Below are 21,743 nucleotides of genomic sequence, written 5' to 3' on the forward strand. Positions count from 1 at the left end.
TTCTTTTACACTATCCGTTTATTTTAATCCTGGGGGCATTTGTTTCACATGGATGTCAAGCTTTGCCTCCAATCCATGGTAAGAAGCAGTAACAGAAGTTTTCCCTTTCTCCCCTGCTCGAAGATTGCCTCCCCGGTCTACTGAAGCAATCGAGATATTACCACTCTTGAACTGAACTCCTGAAGCTAAAACTTTTTCAGAGCCATCAAAGAATCTAGCAACAACAACCAGTTTACCTGTCTCCCCTTCTCTTAGAGCGTCAGGGCCTTCCAGGCTAATGGACACAGGATCTGCTGGAAGTGCGCCAACATAGCCTTTATTAAGGCCTGCGCTATTTAGGAAACTATCAGGAGTGATACGAAGAAAGCTGCCATAGAGGATATTACCATCTATATCTCTATCAAACTGGCCTGGTATCTCAACACTGACAAAGTCCTTAGAAGTAACGACGGTCCCCTCTTTGTTGGATGTTTTGGAACCGTCAAAGAAGAAATTCGTGTTATCATTGTTACCTGAAATAAAATCTTTTACCGCACCAGAAGCAGATCGATAGGAAAGGTTGTTTTTAAAAGTCCCCTGCTCTTCAGCGTTGAAATATGGATTGATTCGGAATACATAATTAAACCTTTTATTATTAAAAGCTGTGTTATTTTCAACAACCATCTTACCTGGATTAAAATTGTCCGTAAAACCGTCCATATTATTGTCAAAGGCAATATTGTTTCGGACAATATGGGCCACCGGCATGCCTTCCCCACCAAGCTTAAAACCATTACCAGCGTTTCCATCTTGATTATAGCCATTGCTCAGTTTACCGTTCGAATAGGCAATGTTTCCTTCTAGTGTAATCGGCATATTGGCGCCTTCATTCGTCCGGTTATATAAATCCCAGCCATCATCGATATTGTGATGAGCGATGTTTCCTCTGAAGACATTTCCGACACCGACCCCAAGCTTGGCGGCGAATCCATCTGCATTTTCATCGGAAAGGTCGCGGTTATCATGGGATTCACAATTTAAGATTAAGTTATATTTCGGCCATAAATCCGGATTGGAACCACTGCCGCTAATTTGCAGTCCCGTATCTCCGTTATAGTTGAACAGCATCTGCTCGACAACATTATGGTCACCGCTTACCCGCATTCCGGTTGAGGACGCCTTCGTGATCTGGATACCAAACAAGTGCCAGTAATCTCCATTTAATTGCAGGACACTTCCAAGTTTCCCTTGTCCGTCAATCACTACTTTTTCACCATTGTAAGCCATTAACGTTTTCACTTTTTCTTTAGAACCGCTATATTCCTTCTTAATATTAACTATAGAAGACGGAGTATATGTACCCTCGCGCATGTAAATGGTTTCACCAGGTATAGCGAATTTAATGGCCGTTTCCAGGTCAACTGGATCATTAATTGTTCCTTTGGCAGAACTAGTTCCCTTTGGTGATACAAACAAGCCTGCCCCGTTCGTATAAATTTTCTTAGTTACGGTAAGGTCCTTGGTGATGGTTGCAGTGGATGGTCCTTCACTTGGTGTAAAGGTAACGGTAAAATTGGTGGTTTCGTTATCCAATAATGTACTGAACGAATAAACTTGATCCCTTTGGACCGATGCCCCGCTCACTACTTCTTCCCCATCTTTTAATACTGATAACGTACCTTTATAATTGGCAAGTGCTTTCAGATCAAACTGGTGTGAACCAGATTCCGGCGCCGAAAGTAAATTCATTGCTGGTTTATCTGGAACAGAATCCGTTGGCGGTGTGGGTACAGTATATGCCTCACTAAGAGTAAGCTTTGCATTTTGAATGGTCATTTTGGCATTTCTGGCTGCATAAAAACCAACATACATATGATCCTTGTCCATCATTTGAACAAGATCAGCTCCTTTGATTCTTTGTTCAAATGTTTTTTCTTCAGCCAAATGAGTGAAGGTAGCAGACATGATAAATTCTGTGTCAGTACGCTCCAGCCTTACCTTAACAGGTGTACCAACAGGAAGTTTATATTTTGAATCTGTTGTAAAAGGAGAGGCTTTTAATTGGCTTCCGAGATTTCCCCATGGATAAACAACACCTGTCCTGTAAATAGGTGCTACACCATTGCGCATCATCCCGACCCCAAAAACATTGGAAGCTGCCGGAACCTCTTCATAACCAAGGATCATGGGGTCTTGCCGCGGGGCACCAATCGTGTCCCTGACCATAATCCCGGCACTTTCCTGTCCATTTGGTCCAGCCCCAGTTTCCGGACCGAACTGTTCAATGGTCATGTCCGCTTCCAAGACAAAGTTATCGATATTAGGATTGAGCTTTGTATAATAGAATGTCAACCCATCGTGTCCAGGAGCCAGCTTCCCTCCCCTGCTCTCCAAGGTAATATTTCCTTCAATGGTGCCTGGCTTTTCTGGTGCTGCATAGTTTGTCCCAATTTTTTCAGGCAGAACATTCGCGGCAAAATTCAAATCGGTTGACTGGCCAAATGTAACGCTTTGCCACACTAAATTCTCACTTTGGGCGGTGCCCTCCTTACCGCCTGTTTCTTCTGCATATGCAGCAGGAATGCTGCTGCATATGAAAAGCGAGGCAAGAAATACACTTCGAATTTTTGTTAGTGCCTTCAATTTTCTCACTCCCTATTTATTTTATAATGTGATTACGTACCGGGACTAAATGAGATTCCTCGATGCCCTCAAGAACAAGACGTGCGATCGCTTCCGCACCAGCTTCCTGAAAATGTGTATTATCCTGAACACCATTTGGATAGTTCACATGCTCACCAGCATCAAGGAAAAGAAAAAGATCCTTTGTCCCTTCTGGCCCAAGCTCTTGGAATAACGCCTTGCTTTTAGCCGTGAGGTCGATAACTGGTACATTTTCTTCCAGTCCAAGCTCTTTCATGGCTACAGGGTATTCGCCATGCGAATCACGAGCAATCCCTTCTTCTGTAAAACGGCGGCGCTCAACAGGAGTAACGAGGACAGGTGTTGCTCCCTTTACCCTTGCACCGTCAATATATTGCTTTAAGTAACTTTTATAAGTGGAATGCGGTTCAGTATAACGAGTCGGATCCTCCACTTTTTCGTCATTATGTCCAAATTGAATAAACAGGTAATCTCCCTTTTCGATTTGATTTAAGATAGAATCGAGCCTCCCTTCATCAATAAAACTTTTTGAGCTCCTTCCAGAGGGAGCCTCATTTTTGACAACGATTTTATCGTCGAAGAATCGATCAAACACTTGTCCCCATCCAGCTCTTGGCGCTAAGGAGTCCTCATAGTTAGAAACCGTTGAATCTCCTGCCAGATAAACCGTTATTCGGTTTTTGTGAGTGTTATCCTCGTTAGCAGCTTTAGATGGAAGAGCACCCAAAAACGAAGAAACTGCTAAGAAAAACATGGTTATCAATAAAATTTTTTCTTTTAGCTTTTTTCTCATCATATTCCTCCTCTATATTCTCATTTTTTAAAAGTTACTCTTTAGGATCCCAGCCTTTCAGAACATTTTCAATGTTGTACAGTTTGGCCTCTTCGTCGGACAGTTGCCTGCGATCCTCATTGATGACAGCTCCCGGGCCATAATTTTTATATTCATTAAATCTCGCGTCTTTGTAGGAAAAACCTGACATATCAGTCCAGCCTTGCTCAATGATATGTGGCCCGAGATAACTATTCATAAAAACTACACTTCCGATGGCATTAGGATCGCCGCTTGGATGCCAAGGCCTGCCCAAATAAACGGTACCTGCCGGAGCATTGCTTAACAGCTTTGAGTTCAGGAATAAGTATCCATAAGGCTCCGTAATCAATGTACTGGCAGCAGTTACAAATCCATTATTCGTGGACGAGCCGCGGTCAAGAGAAAAAATCTCACATTCTTCGAAGACGGCACTTGAACGCCCAAAAATGAAATCAACATCACCCTCGATATAAGATTGGTAGAAATATTGTGTTCCGCCATTTACATACAAGGTGTCCTGATTCCCAATAAACCGGGAATTTTTAAACGTTTGCCGGTCTCCTCTAGCGTAAACCGCAACAGCCTGCTTATTGTTAACATTCACACTTTGCTCATCAAATGAATTTTCAAACGTAAGGTTCTCAGCGGTAAAATCATCTCCATAGATATAAACGCTGGCACTTCCGGTTGTCCCATAGGTTCCGCCTTCAGGCTTTGCCCTACCAGAGTAGTTATCATAAGTTATGATGGTTCCGGAAGCGTTTTCACCTTTGAGGTGAATAAAAGGCTTATCCTTAGGAATGGTCACAAGCTCCTTGTAAACACCATTTTCGATAAACACTTCCACTTTTTCGGTATTATTAGCAGGAACCGCGTCAATTGCACCCTGGACCGTAGTATAATCCGCCAGGCCGTCCTTGGATACGGTCAATAAATTCGGTATTTCGTTCAACTGCGTTGTAATATCTTTGAGCTTTCTGTGATCATAAATCTTTAAAGTATTTCCACTGATATCTTTGGAGTCTTCCTTAACTACTGAGGCAACAATTTTGTCTTCCATGATGAAGGATTCTGAATTAATGGGGGTTTCGGATTCATAAAAGATGACAGTTTGACCTTCTTTTCCTTCAGCGATTGCGGCTCTTTTCACTTCAAGACTTTCTCCATTTTTTAAAAAAGAGACGTCATTTACGTTAATGGATTCTAGCTTTCTGTCAAAAGTTACCGCAATCAGGTTATGACCAATGTAATCTACTTCTTTGATTTTAACTTTATTCCCTGGCGGATAAACTTTCGGAGTTTCTGTTTCCATCCCTTCCGCTGCTATCCCTAACATTTTTAACTTTTTCATATGAAGTCCGCTAATTAATTAAGAAGCATCTATCACGTTAATCTTGGTTTCAGAAGCAGCAGCGGAGGATTCCATATAGTTTGGTGATTCCACAGCTGACTCAGCAAAACTGTAAACTGGATGAAAACCACTTAACATTGCGGCCAATGTCACTGAAGAGAGCACCATTTTTTTATTTCGCTTTTTAAAATCGTCCAATTCTATTACCTTCCTTTCGCAAAGTCTAAGTGTTATTATGCAAGCGAGTTCCTTTTTTGAGAATACAAAATTTTTAGATAATTGTTTTATATTTTTTACTTTTTAAAAATCAGTAAAATAGTTTCAGTTTTACTTCTTCATATTTTCTAGATTTATAGTAACAATTACTCATGAAATTTCCTGAAGACAAAAACACCACCACATCCCTTATTTGGTACTGATAGAACTGTTCTAGTCATATTCTTATAAAAGAAAACAATAAGAAGGAGTGGAAAGCCGGGTGAAAAAAGTGAAGGTTCGTTTACGTCCGATTGTCAGTAAGATCAATTTACCCACTGTTTTGAAAACAACTATCCTTCCGGGTGACACAACTGAACGATTATTTATTGCAACGCAGGTAGGTGAGATCTTTTACATAGCAAACTCAAGTTTAAGTACTTTTTTAGATATTCGTCCTCAAATCATTAAACTTGGGGAGTCCGGGGGTGGTTATGATGAAAGGGGATTGTTGGGCCTTGCGTTTCATCCCCATTTTTATTATAACGGTCTGTTTTTTCTTCATTATTCACTCGCTGGAACACAAGGTCCAGGTGCAGGTGCACCAACTGAGGGTTTTAATCCTAACCCGTGTGATCCCAAAACCTTAAACCTAAAGTGGGAAAATAGAGAATCTCAATATGATCATATTGATACAGTAGAAGAATGGGTTTTACAATCGAATGGGCTGCCTCAAAAACGACGGACATTACTTAACATAAGAAGACCATTTATGAATCATAATGGGCTCAATAGCTTAAACTTTTCACCTGAAACAGGGAAACTGGTTTTAACAACCGGGGATGGCGGGTCGGGCTATGATCCATTCAATTTAAGTCAGGACGATATGGAAATCGCCGGGAAAATTATTGAAATTGATGTAAGTAAAAATACATTTATCAATAAACCACCAGTAGTCACACGTTTTAATGAACTGCCCGTACCAATTCAGGAAACGCTTACGGTTATGGCCAAAGGGGTCCGCAATATACCAGGCATTTCCTTTCAACGATTTTATAATCAATTTATCAAATATGTGGGAAATGTCGGACAGGATTTGGTGGAGTCGATTTTTTCATTCTTACATCATAAACCAATACCGGTTCCGCAGCTTGTTCAAGCTTCTTTAATGAATATGGAACCAGATCCAGAAGGATTTATTAACTTTGGCTGGCGAGGCTGGGAAGGTGCTTTTCCTACATCGATCATTAGGAATTGCACTAATGCCCAGGGTTTAGACGAGAAAACAATGGCTTATTACGATGAAGCAATCAAAGTTTCAGTAAGGCGTCTTCAGCCTCTAACCAGTTATTTTCATAAAGACCAAAGGCCCGATAAGTTTGGAGGAACTGCACTTACAGGGGTGCAAGCCTATTTGGGAAATGGAATCCCCGATTTAATGGGAAGCGTTGTGTTTACCGATCTTGCCCGAAAGGAAGAGTCTCGCCCTCCTGTTAGAGGGGTTTTAGCTTATAGTAGGGTAAGAACAGATGGTAAACTAAATGATTATAGTGTGATCGAAACTGATTATAATTTTGGATCTCAATCATCTTATTATGTTAATTTGGGAACGAACCTTGATCAAACCAGACTATATTTAGGGGTTTATGGCTCAATGAAAGTGACTGATTTTAACCAAGGAACTGTTTTTGAAATTGTCCCATGAATTAAATTACGTTAGAGTTTTTCTTTTTTTCACGTAATAAATCGTTTCTATTCAATATGGCATTTAATTTTTCAGAACCTAATAACATGATGGCAACAAACCCTGCAACGACAAATGGGAAGATTCCTATTGTTGAGTGTGCGGCAATGAAACCAAGAATTGGCGGCAGGAACGTACTGCCTGTATAGGCAATAGCCATTTGATACCCCATTATGGTCTCTGAATGTTCCTGTCCAAATCGTTTTGGTGTTTCATGTAACATACATGGGAAAATAGGTGCTAATCCTAATCCAACCATAATAAAACCAACTAGTGAGATCGTGGACGGCAATGGAAGAAATAGAAGTGCCGCACCAAATAATGCTAGTAATTGTCCCATCCGAATAAGAGTACGGTTTCCTATTTTTAAAGTAATAAAGCCTGTTATAAATCTACCTATGGTTATTCCTGCATAGAAAAAGGAAACCCATTTTGCTGCTGTCTCTACGGATAAATCTTTAACATTTACTAGGAAACTACTTCCCCAGAGACCCATTGTTGCCTCTGCGCCACAATAAAACAAGAAAGAGATCAAAGCTAGTTTAACTCCCCTAATTTGCATGGGTTTTTGATTTTTAGCATCTGCTCTATTCAATCCACTATTATGTTTTTCTGGATCATTAGCTAAGATAACCTGACTGTTTCCACCTACCTTATTCCATAAAGGCAAAGTGAAGAATAGAATAATAACTAATGCAAACTGAAGACCAGCAATGGCAAGATACCCGCTTCTCCATGAATGCTGCCCTGAAATAAATTGAGCCATAATCACTGGACCAAGTGTAGCCCCAACTCCCCAAAAACAATGAAGCCAGCTCATGTGGTGTGCTTTGTAATGGGAAGCTACATAATTGTTTAATCCCGAATCAACGGCCCCTGCACCTAATCCAAGTGGTATAGCGAAAATAAACAACCAAAATAGCGATGGAGCAAAATGAAACCCAAGCAGTGCTCCAGCTGTCATGAAACAACTGAAAAATGTAACAATGCCCGTTCCGAAGCGTTTAAGTACTGCTCCGCTAGCAAAACTGGAAATGATTGTTCCTCCAGCGATTGTCATAAAAAGCAATCCTGCAGTCTCAAGCGGTGCCCCAAATTCCGATTGCATCATAGACCATGACACTCCCAATAAGGAATCAGGTAACCCCAAGCTGATAAATGCCAAGTAGATAATTACTAAAAAGAATGTAGCCATGTAAAACCCCGCCTTTTTTTATAAGTGTCTTAGCTGCTTTTTCCGGTGATCATGAGACCAAGACCAAGACTTTGTAATCCAAATAGATAGTCTTGTTTCCAATCACTCATTTTAAGATCCGGAAGATGCTCTGCAGGAATATATCTAGAGCTTCGTTCTGCAATATGGTCTAGAATCAATTGATCGACTTCATCCTCGCAAAAAATAATGGAATGAGGGTTTATGATTGCAGTAAATGAAGCGATTAACCTACTAATAGCGTCAATCTCGTATTCCTCAGATATAGATGCTTTCTTCGTCCCGACTCCAGTTTTCAAAGCCTGCCCGAAATTTCGGTAATCATATTGTGGGACGAATGAAACCTCTCCTGAAAAATTTGTGCTGCCTCGTACAACAACTCCATTTACCATAATGCCGGCACCTGGACCATTTTGACCAGAATATAAATAAATGAGCGATCTAATTTTCTTTGCCTTTCGATCGTGATAGCCAAGGACTGCCGCATTCATATCGTTTTCTATTACTACAGGTATAGAGAAACGATATTCTAAGTATCCCTTCAAATCAAAGTTTTGAAGATGGTCATAACCTGGTATATAAATAATCCGTCCATTATCAACGGAACCAGGTACACCAATGGCTATAGAACTGATTTTAGGATACTTTTTGATTAACTCTTCAACACACTTGGTTAATGATGTTAACTCATCATCGATTAATGCACTTGAGGTTTTCCCCTCGTCTTTTACTTCTCCTAAACAGTTAAAGACAATATAATTGGTTTCTGTTTTTTCCAAAAAAATGGCCAGCCCTAACATATATTCCGGATTGTATGTATATCTTTTTGCCCTTCTACCACCACTTGAATCATCAAGGCCAACTGAAATAAGTTCACCGTTCTTTTCCATTTGGCTTAAGAATTTACTTATTGTAGGGAAACTAATTCCTAATTTTTCGCTAAGTTCAACTTTTGTTGCACTTCCTATTTCTAAAAGAGATTTACGAATACCGCGAAGAATTTCCATTCTCATGGATTTTACAGTCGTATTCACAAAAGTCACCGCCTATTAACATAAACTTATTAAAGACGTTTAATAAGTATTCATTAAAAAACTTATTAAACGTCTTTAATAAGTGATGCTGGTAATATATCATAGAAAATTACCAAAGAGCAACAGAAAGAACCGTCCCTGTTCCATATTTTATACCCACTGAATAAATCCAAACTCAAAAAGTAAATAAGGCAATAAAAAAGCTTCTTTCGCTTGTTCAGCAAAAGAAGCAATATATAGTTGCCGATTACCTCTTTAACGAATTACCTTACTGTGAAAGGTCTTTCAAATGCTCAACAGCACGAACAAGAAAATCAGGTTTACCAAAACTTCCCGATTTTAAGACAATTAACATTGGACGTCCCAATGCCAATCCAGACGGTAAACCAGTCTCAATCTCTTTAAGAACATAGTTTCCTCTTATGCCTAATTTCCGGCTGACAGTTCCGGAAGTGTCCCCGCCTGCTACCACCAATCTCTTTAAACCGGTGGAATTTACAATCTTCTCTGTAACATCGGCCAACATCGCCGACACCATTTTACTTATTGTCAAAGAATCAATATTTTGCTTCAAACCAATTTCTTTTGTCTCCAATACCACTTCTTCTTGATTATTTGCCATAATTAATACGTCTTTGCCTTGTTTCAAAAATAGCCGAGTTTCCTCGAAAACACGCCTTACTTCTTTCTCTTCATCATCTTGGTGCTTTCAAAAATAAATAATGAACATACTGCCACTAAAGCTAAACTTAAACATCTGTCAAACGCTTTGTTCAAAAATATCCCTCCTATAAGAATGAGTGAGAAAGAGGTGATCTCTTCTCACTCATAATAAAATGCTAAACTCTTATTTTTTAGCTTAGCCAAGTTTTTTATATAATTTTAGATAAGACGCTTCTTCAGATTCCATGGAGGCAATTAAATCCTTAGAATTCATGTAACCATCCTGAATTCCTAGTCTTTCTAATTCAGCCTTCCACTAGCTTCTTTTGACATATCCTTCGGACCATATAGGCCGCGCCAGTTCTCTTTCACTACGTCAAAGCCTTGTTCCTTATATGTTGGAATGTTTGAGTATTCCCCAGTAATTCTTTCAGTAGAACTAATTCCTAACACTCTTACATCTCCAGATTTCAAATATTCAGCAACACTGGATAAGTCAGACGTGAGAACATCCGCATTTCCGCCAAGCAGCGCTGTAACGGCTTCTGAACCGCCATCATAAGCTGTATACTTCACCTTCTTGCCATCAATTCCATAGGAATCAGCAACAAGAATGGCATTCAAGTAATCCCATGTTCCTGGTGCCCCGCCGCCAGAAACAGTCAAGGAGGTAGGATCTGCTTTGATTGCATCCATAAGCGATTTCAGATCTTTATATTTTGAGTCAGCTTTTACGGCAAGAACCCCATAGTCCACCTGCAATCGGGCCAGAGGTGTCACATCACGGAAGGAAACAGTAGCTGTTCCTTCACCCTTAATGAAGTTAAGAACGAACGGAGTAGAAGCAAGCATAAGTTTAGTGTCATTTCCCACTTCCTGCGTAGCAAATTCGGTCGTACCTAGAACTTGTCCACCGCCTGGTTTATTCTCGACCGTAATCGGCTGGTCTACTAAGCCTTTTTCATTGGCAAGTTTGGCGACGATTCTTGCGGCTGTATCAATTCCGCCCCCAGCCCCCGATGGAGCCATAATTGAGATCGCCTTTTCAGGTTTGTATTCTTTCTGTTCTTTTTTAGAATTTCCACCTGATGTTTTGTCCGTTCCTGAACAGGCTGCCAAACTAAAAGCCAGAAGACCTGTCATCACGACCATTAGCCATTTCTGTTTAAACATTTGATCCCCTCCGTTATTTTTCATATTTGTTATCGCTTTCATCATTAACTTTAAAATAGAATACTATTAAAATAAAATTCACTCTTTTTATCTAAAACCATAACTTTTTATTATGCAATTATTCTATATATTAATTACTTGCAAAATATTTAGAATTTTCAATTGATTAGAGTAGGATAATCGATTAAACTATTTTTGATTCCTTCTAGTTATATTTATCCATTCCTTTTTACTATTATGGAATGTACAAAGTATTAGGTAACATAAAAATATACTCTATAAAAATAGTAAAGGAGCTAACCATGAGCGAAATTGTTTCAGCATTTCAAGAAATTCCAACCACCTGTATTTCTGACACCATGCAAGGGCTAAATAATATGGATCCATCCATTAAACCATTAAAAGAAGAATACAGAATGGCAGGCCGCGCCTATACTGTTAAAATGCCTGTCGGAGATAATCAATGTGTTTTACGTGCTATTCGTGAGGCCAAGCCAGGAGATATTATCGTTGTAGATGCCAAAGGTGATACCTATCGAACCATCGCAGGGGATTTCATCCTTGGGCTGGCGCAAACATTAGGCATAAAAGGGGTCGTAACCGATGGGGTTATTCGAGACATCCTCGGGGTAAAAATGCTGAATTTTCCAGTTTTCTGCAAAGGTACCACAGTTGCCTCAAGTGCTAAGGGCGGCTGGGGTGAAGTCAACGTCCCGATTTCTTGCGGCGGCACCTCAGTAAGTCCAGGAGACATCATTGTCGCGGATGCTGATGGGGTTGTAGTCGTTCCGCAAGCAATTGAGGAAGAAGTTTTAAGGAAAGCAAAAGAAAAACTTGTGAAAGATCAAGAACGGGATGAGAAAGTTTCCGGTAAACCAGATGAAGTAATCCGTTATTTAGATAGTATGTTGAATAATAATAGTAAAAGCAGCCGCTAATGAAGTGATCCCGTAAAGTTAGACACGTATTTCGGGTTAGGCAGCGAGTTAGGCATGAGTCCGGTATTGTACTGGGCTCATGCCTATTATTTTTGCCTTAATTCGTTTGTGATTATAGGGAATAGGTTGGTCTTGCAATATGTAAAAAGAAGCTGCTCATCCCATTTTTGAAAATACTTATTTTATTCTGTTTTAATGAATATCTTTTTTCTTAAATCGACCACCATATACGGAAGATACATCAGTAGCAATGATAAATGCTTGGGGGTCTAGCTCCCTAATGATATCTTTCATCTTGGTCTCCTCAAGCCTTGTAAAAACACATAATATAACTCGTTTATCTTCGCCGCTATAGGAACCCTCTCCGTGCAAATAGGTCACGCCCCGACCTAAACGCTCTGTTATCGCATCCGAAATCTCGTCAGTATTATCGCTTATGATATACACGGATTTCATATCATCCAATCCTTTAACAACAACGTCAATAGTCTTGAATGCAATATAATATGTAAGCATTGAGAATAAAGCATTTTCTAAAGAGTAGACAAAAGCTGCAATCGTGAAGATAATCACATTTACAAACATGATAATTTCACCTACAGAAAACGGGAGTCTTTTCTCAACTAAAATTGCCAATGTTTCTGTACCATCTAAAACTCCACCATTTCTGATTGTTAAACCTACCCCTAAACCTAAAATTAAACCACCGAAAACAACTGCCAGTAACTCATTATTTACGATAGGTTTTACATGATGCATAAAAGAAGTCGCCACAGAGAGAGCTACAATTCCATACAACATGCTAATCGCAAAGGTTTTACCGATTTGTTTATATCCTAAGAAAAAGAAAGGCAAGTTTAAAATAACTAAAAATATACTTAGATTTATGGCGGTCACATGACTCAAAATCATGGATAAGCCCGTTACACCACCGTCGATCATATTGTTTGGAATTAACACTGCTTCTAAACCATAAGCCATAATGATGGCACCAATAGTAATAAATACCGCTCTTTGGACAATATTCCTTAAGGTTAATCTTTTGTGTTTTATTCCCTTTTTTGCTTCAGGTGTATTCATTAAATCTCTCCCTTCCATATTTATTATTGTTTCCCTATTGTTAACAATTCAAATAATATGCCCATTTTATAATCATACGAAAAAGCTAGTCGGAAACTTGACCAGCTTTTTCACAAAAGTACCTGTCCATTTATAAATGATCGGGTTTCTTCTATTTAATTCGTTTAATTCTGTTTTCCTTTTTGGCTTTCATGAGTTTTTGCTTTTTGACCATTTTCCTTCTAACTATTTCTTTGGAACAATCTTCACTCCATGAAATTAATTCTTCATCAGACATTGTTGGTATTCTTTCAATTATTTCTATTAATAAATCCGATTTAATCATGTTCAAAAATCCCTTCTTATGATTATGGAGATAGTCTTTACCTGTTGTAATGCCGTTTATACTAAGAGTGTTTGGATTTCCATGATATAAAATATTAATTCTGTTTATCACTTTTTATAATTTGTTATAATCAAGTAAGTCTAGTTATAAATATTATGCTTTTTAGTATTTTACTCAATTTAGAAAGGGAAGAATTTATCATGGTAGAAGTAAGAACCCCTATTCAAATTGGAGAAGCAGTTGAAAAGGTCATGAGTTTTGCCCGCTTTGGGGAAGCAGAGGAAGTAAAGCTTGAACAAGCATATGGAAGGTACTTAAGCGAAGATTTAATTGCAGACCATGATGTACCTCATTTTGATCGTTCTGGGTATGATGGTTTTGCAATTTGTTCAAAAGATTCACTTACAGCTAGCAGAAGCAATCCTGTTGTTTTTGAGGTCATTGAAGAAATCGGTGCTGGTTATGTTGTAACGAAAGAAGTGAAACCATTTCAAGCAGTCCGTATTATGACAGGTGCACAAATGCCAGATCACTGTGATACGGTTGTCTTACTTGAGTTAACAAAGGAATTTGAGAAAAGCGGAAAAAAATACATATCTATAGAACGATCCTTTCAAGCAGGTGACAATGTATCTTTTAGAGGAGAAGATGTAAAAAAAGGAAATGTACTAGTTCCAAGAGGTACCTATATTAATCCTGGTGTTCAAGCGTTACTGGCAACATTCGGTTACCACCAAGTTGAAGTTGTAAAAAAACCTCTTATTGGCATTTATGCAACAGGAACTGAACTGTTAGATGTAAATGAGGAACTTCAACCTGGGAAAATTAGGAATAGTAATGCACATATGGTTCATGCACAAATTGAACGTGTGGGTGCTATTCCTGATTATTTTGGAAAGTTAGCCGACAATTTTGAAGACTGCTATAAAGCTATTTCAAATGCAATAAACGAAGTAGATATTTTGATTACAACAGGTGGTGTATCTGTTGGTGACTTCGATTATTTACCTGCTATTTATGAGAAGCTTGGTGCACGTGTATTATTTAACAAAATTGCGATGCGTCCAGGAAGCGTCACGACCGTTGCGGAATTGAACGGTAAATTATTATTTGGTCTTTCAGGGAATCCTTCAGCTTGTTATGTAGGGTTTGAGCTTTTTGTAAGACCCATAGTTAATACATTATTTGGCTCAAAGAAGCCTCATTTAAAAAAAGTAAGAGCCAATTTACAAGCAGATGTTGCCACTTCAAATGCATTTACTCGATTTGTGCGAAGTTATCTGTCCTTTAGCGAGAAAGGGTTACAAGTCGAACCAGTTGGATTTGATAAATCAAGTATGGTGTCAACACTAGCAAGAGCAAATAGTTTAATGGTATTGCCAGGTGGGCCAACAGGTTTCAAAGAAGGTGCGGTAGTCGATGTGCTGCTCCTGGAAGATGTGGAAGGCAGCGAGTGGCCGTGGTAAGGAACACTGCTAGCTGTTCCAAAAAAGAGGGCTGCTGAATTTTCCAGCAGCCTTTTTTATAAGGTCTCATACTTCATTTTCCCTGTCTGACTTAAATTGCTGGGAAGATAAATTTCTGTTTTTATAACTATAATTAGTTTTGTTTGGTTATATTTCGTTTGAAAGGGAGAGCTTGATGAAAAAATTATATCTTTTATTTTTTACGGTGATGCTATTATTAGCCTTATCTGGATGTTCAACAAAAGAACAGAAAGAAGCAGCTTCTGAAAAGAAAGTGGAATTAACAATTTCAGCAGCAGCAAGTTTACAAAATGCCTTAAATGATATTAAAGCAGATTTTGAAAAAAAACATCCAAATGTCATTATAAATTATAACTTTGGAGCATCTGGGGCACTTCAGCAGCAAATTTCCCAGGGAGCACCTGTCGATCTATTCTTCTCTGCTGCTGAGGACAAATTTCAGAAATTAGTACAAGATGGACTTATTGAAAAGAAAAACGGAACAGATTTAGTAGGAAACGATCTTGTCCTGATAGTACCAAAGGATTCAAATAAAGAAATTAATTCATTCGAAGATTTAACAAAAGCTGATAAGGTAGCACTTGGTACCCCTGAGTCCGTTCCAGCAGGGCAATATGGTAAGCAGACCTTAGATGAGCTAAATGTTTGGAAGTCAATTGAAGGAAAAGTAGTATATGCAAAAGATGTTCGACAAGTGCTTACGTATGTCGAGTCTAACAATGTTGACGCAGGTCTTGTATATAAGACAGATGCTATAACTTCTCAAAAAGTTGAAATAGTTTCAACCGCGACAGAAGACACACATGATCCGATTATATATCCTCTAGGTGTAATTAAGAATAGTCCACATCAAAAAGAAGCCCAACTATTCTACGATTATCTTAAAGGTGACCAATCAATGAAAACGTTAGAAAAGTATGGATTTAAGAAACTAAAATAGGTAAAAATGGCACCAACTTTTGGTATTACACAAAGGATCTGCCGTAAAGGACACTAACAAAAAACTAATATTGGTCAAAATTTCCATATTAAGTTCATAAAATTTTTTGCCAGAGTCCAAAAAGATATGATATATCAATAACATAGAAGTTTAAAAAATATACATAAACAGGGGGAATTCTAAAGACATGACAGTTCTACAAATTTTAAGTTTAATAGGAATCGATATTTTGTTATCGGGTGATAATGCGGTGGTTATTGCATTAGCTGCTAGTAAAGTCCCCCAGCATTTGAGAAATCGGGCAATTTTTGGCGGGACATTAATGGCTATTGTATTAAGGATTCTAGCAGCAACTGTTTTAATTCAGTTTCTAGGAATCCCCTTCGTGCAATTAGTGGGCGGTTTAATCTTGTTACGTATCAGCTACAATTTAATCGCAAATAAAGAAGAAGAAAACGCAAATATCAAACCATCAGATCAAGTTCTAGCAGCAATCAAAACGATTGCGATTGCCGATTTTGCAATGTCTATTGATAACGTTATTGCGTTATCAAGCGTTGCGGAAGGAATTCTGCCGATTGCAATTGGAATCCTCATCTCCATCCCAATCATTATTTTTGGCAGCAAATTATTAACGAGTTTAATGGAGAGATTTCCTATTATCGTTTATGCTGGTGCGGGTTTACTAACCTTTGCTGCAGGTAAAATGATGGTTGAAGATAAAGGCTTAGAAAAGGTCCACATCTTAATTCCAGAATCACTTCATTTAGTTATTCCAATTGCTATGGCTATCATTTTGGTGGTAGCAGTGTTTGTAAAGAACAACGTAGGAAAAGAAGCAAAAGCTACAATTTAATCATGGGAAAGCACCGTTGAAAATCGGTGCTTTTTCTTTGCCAAAATCTCAATAATAAAAGGCTCTGTTAAACTTGGTTGTTGATTTTGCTCGTTTTTCATACCTCCACATTATGAAGGACATTTCTCTAGTTTTCATGATGGGATCGGGTATTAAAAACTCTTTTTATTTACCGTTCACCTGATTACTAGATCGGTTTTGTCTTTCATTTACCCTTTGATGGACATTTCTCTCACTTCCCGGATGGGTTAGGGCATTATGAACCCCTTTTATTAACCTTTCACCTCTTTTAAGGATCGACTTTGCCCTTTAATAGAGTCTGTGTTTACATGGCCCGGCTTTGGTTTCTCCAATGTATTTTCGATCTGCTTGTCCATTGATAGGTATGCTTCGCGAACATTAATATTTTTATTGAACGCCTGTAAATATAATTTATGAAATTTAATAAAAGACTTATGCCTTCTATATGCTTCTTGGTTAAAATGTCCTCACACGGTCCCATAATACTGACTACAATAGACTGTTACTTTTAAAAACAAGTAGGAAAAATTAGAAGTTTATAGAAGATTATTAGTATTTAGTTTTTAGGAGTGTTCTGTCATGATGAAGAGAGATCTAAACAAAAATTTGTTTAAGGCAAAAAATCTGTATGGGCAATTGGAAGCCCTTCGTGGGTCTTTTCTTCCCCCCTGGGAAATTTTCGCTGAAGGAGTGTTGTAAGTGTCTAATAAATATTGTCCTCTTTGCAGGGAGGAAAACAAATGCACAAAAGATGCGAACTGTTGGTGCAATAACGAAGAGTTCCCTAATGAGATTTTCGAAACCGTCCCTGCAAAAAGCATAAGAAAAGATTGTATATGCCAAAAATGTTTACGTAATTTTAAGGAGAAAGTCGATAAATAATGGTTTTCCTCCGGGATATTATGATGAATAAAGAGAAGTATCAAACTCGTTCAACCACAGTTTCGTTTACACTTATACCTTTGTCATATCCACAAATTTAAGTATATATTAGAATTTACTTAACATTTGGTCTAGTAGGAGGGTTCCTACCTCCTACTAGACTAGTTCGATTAGCTACCCAACACACAAAAATTTTTTAATAATCATGATTAAACATATTAACCAATAAAATTATATTTGTTAAGTTACTTTGAAAAATTCTCATTTTTCCTTCCAGCTTTCTGCCTATCACTCACCCGACTAAGCGGCATATGGACGATCTTTGTTTTTCCTTTTATAAAATCATTTACCAAGAAGTGCTTGATTTTTTTTATTAAATGTCTTTAAGAAAGGTATTGAGTAAAAGATTTTAAAATTTGCTTCTTTTTTACAAAAAGAACAGTTGCTTTTGAAATTTTCAACTTTAACAACATGAGGAATATCAAGTCTGTTGAGAGCCTTCTTAACATGGTATTTACAAACTAACACTTTTACAATCCCCTTTCATTAAATTTCCTTAATGCAATTTAAGAAAATCAAAAAAAGTGTCATCGTCTTCAAGAATTTCTACTTCACATTGTTTATTTAAAGGACATTTCACACATTGATTAAATGAATTCATCTTTTTATATCGGCTAGGTTTTTTAATCCAATCCTTTATAAATCCAAGATATTTCAACCCTCTAGATATTTCTTGTTCAGTCGGATAGAAAATGTACTTTTTTCCTTCTAAAAGGCTTATCAATTCTATTCTTTCGGGAAGAACACCAAATGCTTTATATGAAAAAACAGTGGATAAATACTGATATAGCATGATTAAACTATCATCACAGTCGAGGAGATATTTTTTTAAAATAAAAGTATCTTTTGACCATTCTCCTACTTCAAATGTTACTGATATTGCTGATTCTAATTCCGTAATATAGGTATGTACTTTTTCGTAAAGGAATAATGGAGGGGTTACAGTCTCATTGGATGATAATAATCTGAGTAAATGATCGGTTATTTTTGATAAGACAATATAATATTGAATTTTATTGTCAAAGATATTTACATTAATGGTTTTCCAATTTTGTTCTATTAACTTTAATAAACCTAAATTATTTTGTTCTTTAATTGAAAGATGAAAATAATCCTTTACAATTTTATTAATTACCTTCTGAACCACCTGTCTCCAATGAATTGGGAGGTTAGGTTCATTTAAAATATATTGATTATAAAATCTGTACGGACAATTAATAAAAGATTCCAAATGATAATCAGTGAGAGTTTTTATTGAAACTTCATAACTATTTTTTACCATTGAAATACCCCTTTATATAGGACTTCTCATCGCACTTTATTAGTTCCTGACATCAATTGAGAACCATTATCAATATATATCTAGATTATAATTGAAAATGATTATCAATGTCAACAAAAAAAGCGACTTTCATGTGAAAGCAGCGATATCTAAAATAGTGGGTGGGAACGGGCTTTTTGATATGTACTTCATCAGATTTTACAGTACTCGGTTGTAATCCATTCCACTTAGGGATTTTATTCATAAATTTTTTTGCAAATAAAAAAATTCCGCTAAGATATTGATTAGCGGAAAAAAATAAATATTTTTCTTTCTAGACTTTAGCAATCAGTTCTCAAGCAGGTTTGATTCTTGCTGGCACTTATTTTTTTAGTTACTTGATGTACCATCAAGTACCGATAAATCAAGCTTTCTTGATTCGTTTTATTTTGATTTGTAATTTTAAAAACTTGGGCCCCCTGACCCCCACACTAGCCCTTTTGGTTCTTTCTTACAGTCAGGCTAAAGTTGTTGCGGCACTGCATCAATCGATGTTACATGTACACCTGGCCGCCGCCCGTGGTTCCATTTTCCATTTAGTGCGCGCTCGATTTGGGCTCCCAGCTGCAGTAGCAATCCATCGTCTCCTTGCCGTGTAAGCGCATGAATTCCAAGCGGCAGCCCGTTCTTAAGTTCAGCCATCGGCAACGAGATGCCCGGAAGGCCACAAAGGTTGGCAATCGGAGTATACGAGAATATCCCCCAGAGGTTTCTGAACCAGTCGTAGACTGAAGGATTATCACTTATTGTCAGATACTCCTTCGTTCCAACCAATGGCGTAGGCAGGGCAATCGTCGGGGTCAGGATGATATCCCAGTCTTCAAAGAAGGCGGCTACCCTGCGGGAAGTGTCGTTGAACTTCGCCTGCATCTTGGCACGTTGCGTATACGAGGCGGAACGGCCTTCTTCCCAGACCCGAATACACAACGGTTCAATAAGATTGGCAGGTGGCTTTTCCAAGCCTTTTTGCTCCAATAGACCCTGAATAGTTTGTGTAAAGTTCATGATATAGCACTCGGTTTGTGCCTCGTATGCGGTATGAAAGTCAATGTCCGGAATCACCCACTCGACGTGATGGCCAAGTGCTTCGAGAAAGCGGGCCGCCCGCTCCAATTCAGCAACTATGTGTGGTGTGGACGAGTAATCTCCCCACTCATGTGAAACGGCGATACGAAGTTTTTTCGGATCCCGGCGTATCAGCTCGGAGTAAGGCTCCGGCGGCATCCAATATGGCATGAACTCGCCTGGTGCTCCACCCCTGCAACTGTCCACAAAGGCTGCGGTGTCACGTATTGTGCGTGAGTGGCAGCCCTGAGCAGAGACAACACCCATCAAGTCAGAACCGTAAGGGCCAACCGAAAAGACGCCACGGGATGGCTTCAGACCAATGTTGCCGTTAACACCCGCAGGAATTCGAATTGAGCCGCCTCCATCAGTTGCATGTCCGATTGGAATGATTCCTGCCGCAACCGAGGCTGCCGTGCCCGCAGAAGATCCGCAGGTTGTATAGTCAAGATTCCACGGATTTCGCGTAACATAGACTTCTGGATTCTCGGCTGAACTGCAGAGCCCAAACTCAGGTGTTGTCGTCCGCCCGATGATATTGAGACCTGCTTGGCGAATGCGACTGGTAAGGAAGCTGTCGGCTGAAGCACGATTTCCTCGCATCAACAGAGAACCCATTTCCTGTAGACGCCCTTTAACAGTGGGTCCTAGATCCTTAATCAGAAAAGGTACTCCCGCAAAGATCCCGGCAGGGTTCGTTCCGTCTTTCATGGGGTCATTGACCGCATCATCGAAGACCTCTATGACGGCGTTGACCGAAGGATTTAAGTCGCCGATAGCAAGGGCAACCTGTTCGGCCACCTCTCGCGGGGTAATCTGACCCTTCCGCATCAATTCGGCGAGACCGATGGCATCAAAGTTAGACCATTCATTCCAGCTCATAACTAATTTCAAAAAGTCTCACTCCTTCACATTTGTTCGGATTGGATATTTTTATCCACATAGTTATTTACAGCGACTTATTACAGCTCTGATTTATCTTTATTAAATAAATCTTTATGAGCGATAATTCCTTCAATACTTTCTGCTGATTTAACCGCGTTAATGATCGCCATCTCCATGACCTTTGCTGCAAGCCCGCCAATCACATCTACTGGAACCCTGTCTCCTCCGGTAGCCACGGCAAAAATGGTGTCCCCATCAAACAGAGTATGAGCTGGATAAATCGTTCTTGCGTACCCGTCTTGAGCCATTTGGGCAACCTTCGTTGCCTCCGCCTTCGTTAAATCCGCATTGACCGCAATAACGCCAATTGTGGTATTAGACCCAACAGGAATAGTAGGTTGATAGTTTTTTTCAAGAAGCTTGATACTATCAACAAGCTTCCCTTCTTTATAAGGTCCTGCCAAAATTTCTCCCGTGGAAGGGTCGCGGACATCACCAGCAGGATTGACAGCCACTATCGCCCCTATCACCACACCATTTTCTAAGCGGAGTGACGCACTACCGAGACCGCCCTTCATACAAAAGCCAGGACCAGCCAATTTTCCAACGGTAGCACCACAGCCGGCTCCGTAATTTCCTGTGCTAAACATTTCTGCTGTTGCCGCCTTTGCAGCCTCGTAACCCATCTGTTTATCGGGTCGAATTTTGGGGTCGCCGTACGGCAGATCAAACAACACAGCTGCTGGAACTATTGGAACCTTAGCGACACCCACATCTAAGCCGATCTCCTCATTCTCTAAGAATTGCATTACGCCGGAAGCGGCATCCAAACCAAACGCACTTCCACCGCTTAAACAGATGGCATGAACTTTATCAACTAAATTAACCGGGTCTAAAAGATCGGTTTCCCGGGTTCCGGGAGCGGACCCTCTTACATCCACCCCCGCTACCGCACCCCTTTCAAAAAGAATAGCGGTACAACCGGTCAATGCCTGTTGATTTTCTTTATTGCCAACTTTTACTCCCGGCACATCTGTAATTTGATTATGCATC

General features: G+C 39.1%; 19 protein-coding genes and 1 pseudogene. 6 read left to right on the top strand and 14 right to left on the bottom strand.

Annotated elements, in window-relative coordinates:
- Positions 1-18: 18 nt before the first annotated feature.
- Genes LC455_RS02945 through LC455_RS02960 form a run of 4 tightly spaced genes read right to left on the bottom strand, consistent with a single transcriptional unit; the run spans position 19 to position 5,006 of the window.
- On the bottom strand, positions 19-2,622 hold the full coding sequence (locus LC455_RS02945) for a right-handed parallel beta-helix repeat-containing protein (RefSeq protein ID WP_223588056.1): 2,604 nt from the start codon (positions 2,620-2,622) through the stop codon (positions 19-21).
- A gap of 16 nt (positions 2,623-2,638) precedes the next feature.
- Positions 2,639-3,436 carry a rhamnogalacturonan acetylesterase gene (locus LC455_RS02950; RefSeq protein ID WP_223588057.1) on the bottom strand — a complete coding sequence of 266 codons (798 nt, stop codon included), beginning with the start codon at positions 3,434-3,436 and terminating at the stop codon, positions 2,639-2,641.
- Between the two features lie 34 nt (positions 3,437-3,470).
- Positions 3,471-4,808: a pectinesterase family protein gene (locus LC455_RS02955; RefSeq protein ID WP_223588058.1), complete on the bottom strand. Its 1,338-nt coding sequence runs from the start codon at positions 4,806-4,808 to the stop codon at positions 3,471-3,473.
- A gap of 18 nt (positions 4,809-4,826) precedes the next feature.
- Positions 4,827-5,006, bottom strand: coding sequence for a hypothetical protein (locus LC455_RS02960; RefSeq protein WP_223588059.1), 180 nt, complete (start codon positions 5,004-5,006; stop codon positions 4,827-4,829).
- A gap of 280 nt (positions 5,007-5,286) precedes the next feature.
- Between LC455_RS02960 and LC455_RS02965 the strand changes: the two genes are divergently transcribed.
- Positions 5,287-6,708, top strand: coding sequence for a PQQ-dependent sugar dehydrogenase (locus tag LC455_RS02965; RefSeq protein ID WP_223588060.1), 1,422 nt, complete (start codon positions 5,287-5,289; stop codon positions 6,706-6,708).
- A 1-nt stretch (position 6,709) separates the two neighbouring features.
- On the opposite strand, the gene LC455_RS02970 is transcribed toward LC455_RS02965, so the two are convergent.
- From LC455_RS02970 to LC455_RS02985, 4 genes and pseudogenes are all read right to left on the bottom strand, one after another.
- On the bottom strand, positions 6,710-7,942 hold the full coding sequence (locus LC455_RS02970; protein ID WP_223588061.1) for an MFS transporter: 1,233 nt from the start codon (positions 7,940-7,942) through the stop codon (positions 6,710-6,712).
- A gap of 29 nt (positions 7,943-7,971) precedes the next feature.
- Positions 7,972-8,973, bottom strand: coding sequence for an ROK family transcriptional regulator (locus LC455_RS02975; RefSeq protein ID WP_223588688.1), 1,002 nt, complete (start codon positions 8,971-8,973; stop codon positions 7,972-7,974).
- 289 nt (positions 8,974-9,262) lie between these two features.
- Positions 9,263-9,685, bottom strand: a pseudogene (locus tag LC455_RS02980) (nucleotide-binding domain containing protein); the annotation flags it as partial.
- Positions 9,686-9,957: 272 nt separating this feature from the next.
- Positions 9,958-10,830, bottom strand: coding sequence for a Bug family tripartite tricarboxylate transporter substrate binding protein (locus tag LC455_RS02985; protein WP_223588063.1), 873 nt, complete (start codon positions 10,828-10,830; stop codon positions 9,958-9,960).
- 302 nt (positions 10,831-11,132) lie between these two features.
- Between LC455_RS02985 and LC455_RS02990 the strand changes: the two genes are divergently transcribed.
- Positions 11,133-11,768 carry an RraA family protein gene (locus tag LC455_RS02990; RefSeq protein WP_223588064.1) on the top strand — a complete coding sequence of 212 codons (636 nt, stop codon included), beginning with the start codon at positions 11,133-11,135 and terminating at the stop codon, positions 11,766-11,768.
- 48 nt (positions 11,769-11,816) lie between these two features.
- Here the strand turns inward: LC455_RS02990 and LC455_RS31855 are convergent, their stop codons facing one another.
- The 3 genes from LC455_RS31855 to LC455_RS03005 form a co-directional block, all read right to left on the bottom strand.
- Positions 11,817-11,906, bottom strand: coding sequence for an IS3 family transposase (locus LC455_RS31855; protein WP_223588065.1), 90 nt, complete (start codon positions 11,904-11,906; stop codon positions 11,817-11,819).
- Between the two features lie 54 nt (positions 11,907-11,960).
- Positions 11,961-12,848 (bottom strand): YitT family protein, encoded by an 888-nt coding sequence (locus tag LC455_RS03000; protein ID WP_223588066.1) that lies wholly within the window; start codon positions 12,846-12,848, stop codon positions 11,961-11,963.
- Between the two features lie 151 nt (positions 12,849-12,999).
- On the bottom strand, positions 13,000-13,179 hold the full coding sequence (locus tag LC455_RS03005; protein ID WP_223588067.1) for a hypothetical protein: 180 nt from the start codon (positions 13,177-13,179) through the stop codon (positions 13,000-13,002).
- A gap of 194 nt (positions 13,180-13,373) precedes the next feature.
- On the opposite strand from LC455_RS03005, the gene LC455_RS03010 reads away from it, so the two are divergent.
- The 4 genes from LC455_RS03010 to LC455_RS03025 all read left to right on the top strand — a co-directional run bounded on the left by LC455_RS03010 (position 13,374) and on the right by LC455_RS03025 (position 17,359).
- Positions 13,374-14,639: a molybdopterin molybdotransferase MoeA gene (locus tag LC455_RS03010; RefSeq protein WP_223588068.1), complete on the top strand. Its 1,266-nt coding sequence runs from the start codon at positions 13,374-13,376 to the stop codon at positions 14,637-14,639.
- A 175-nt stretch (positions 14,640-14,814) separates the two neighbouring features.
- On the top strand, positions 14,815-15,600 hold the full coding sequence (gene modA, locus LC455_RS03015; protein WP_223588069.1) for a molybdate ABC transporter substrate-binding protein: 786 nt from the start codon (positions 14,815-14,817) through the stop codon (positions 15,598-15,600).
- A 187-nt stretch (positions 15,601-15,787) separates the two neighbouring features.
- The gene (locus LC455_RS03020; RefSeq protein ID WP_223588070.1) at positions 15,788-16,456 is read left to right on the top strand and encodes a YjbE family putative metal transport protein; all 669 of its coding nucleotides are present in this window, start codon (positions 15,788-15,790) and stop codon (positions 16,454-16,456) included.
- A gap of 720 nt (positions 16,457-17,176) precedes the next feature.
- Positions 17,177-17,359 (top strand): cysteine-rich CWC family protein, encoded by a 183-nt coding sequence (locus tag LC455_RS03025; protein ID WP_223588071.1) that lies wholly within the window; start codon positions 17,177-17,179, stop codon positions 17,357-17,359.
- A 556-nt stretch (positions 17,360-17,915) separates the two neighbouring features.
- Here LC455_RS03025 and LC455_RS03030 read toward each other — a convergent pair.
- The 3 genes from LC455_RS03030 to LC455_RS03040 all read right to left on the bottom strand — a co-directional run bounded on the left by LC455_RS03030 (position 17,916) and on the right by LC455_RS03040 (position 21,742).
- On the bottom strand, positions 17,916-18,701 hold the full coding sequence (locus LC455_RS03030) for a hypothetical protein (RefSeq protein WP_223588072.1): 786 nt from the start codon (positions 18,699-18,701) through the stop codon (positions 17,916-17,918).
- A 501-nt stretch (positions 18,702-19,202) separates the two neighbouring features.
- Positions 19,203-20,699, bottom strand: a complete 1,497-nt coding sequence (locus LC455_RS03035; protein ID WP_223588073.1) for an amidase — start codon at positions 20,697-20,699, stop codon at positions 19,203-19,205.
- Between the two features lie 68 nt (positions 20,700-20,767).
- Positions 20,768-21,742 carry a P1 family peptidase gene (locus LC455_RS03040; protein WP_223588074.1) on the bottom strand — a complete coding sequence of 325 codons (975 nt, stop codon included), beginning with the start codon at positions 21,740-21,742 and terminating at the stop codon, positions 20,768-20,770.
- Position 21,743 lies beyond the last annotated feature (1 nt).

This window comes from Neobacillus bataviensis (genome assembly GCF_019969725.1).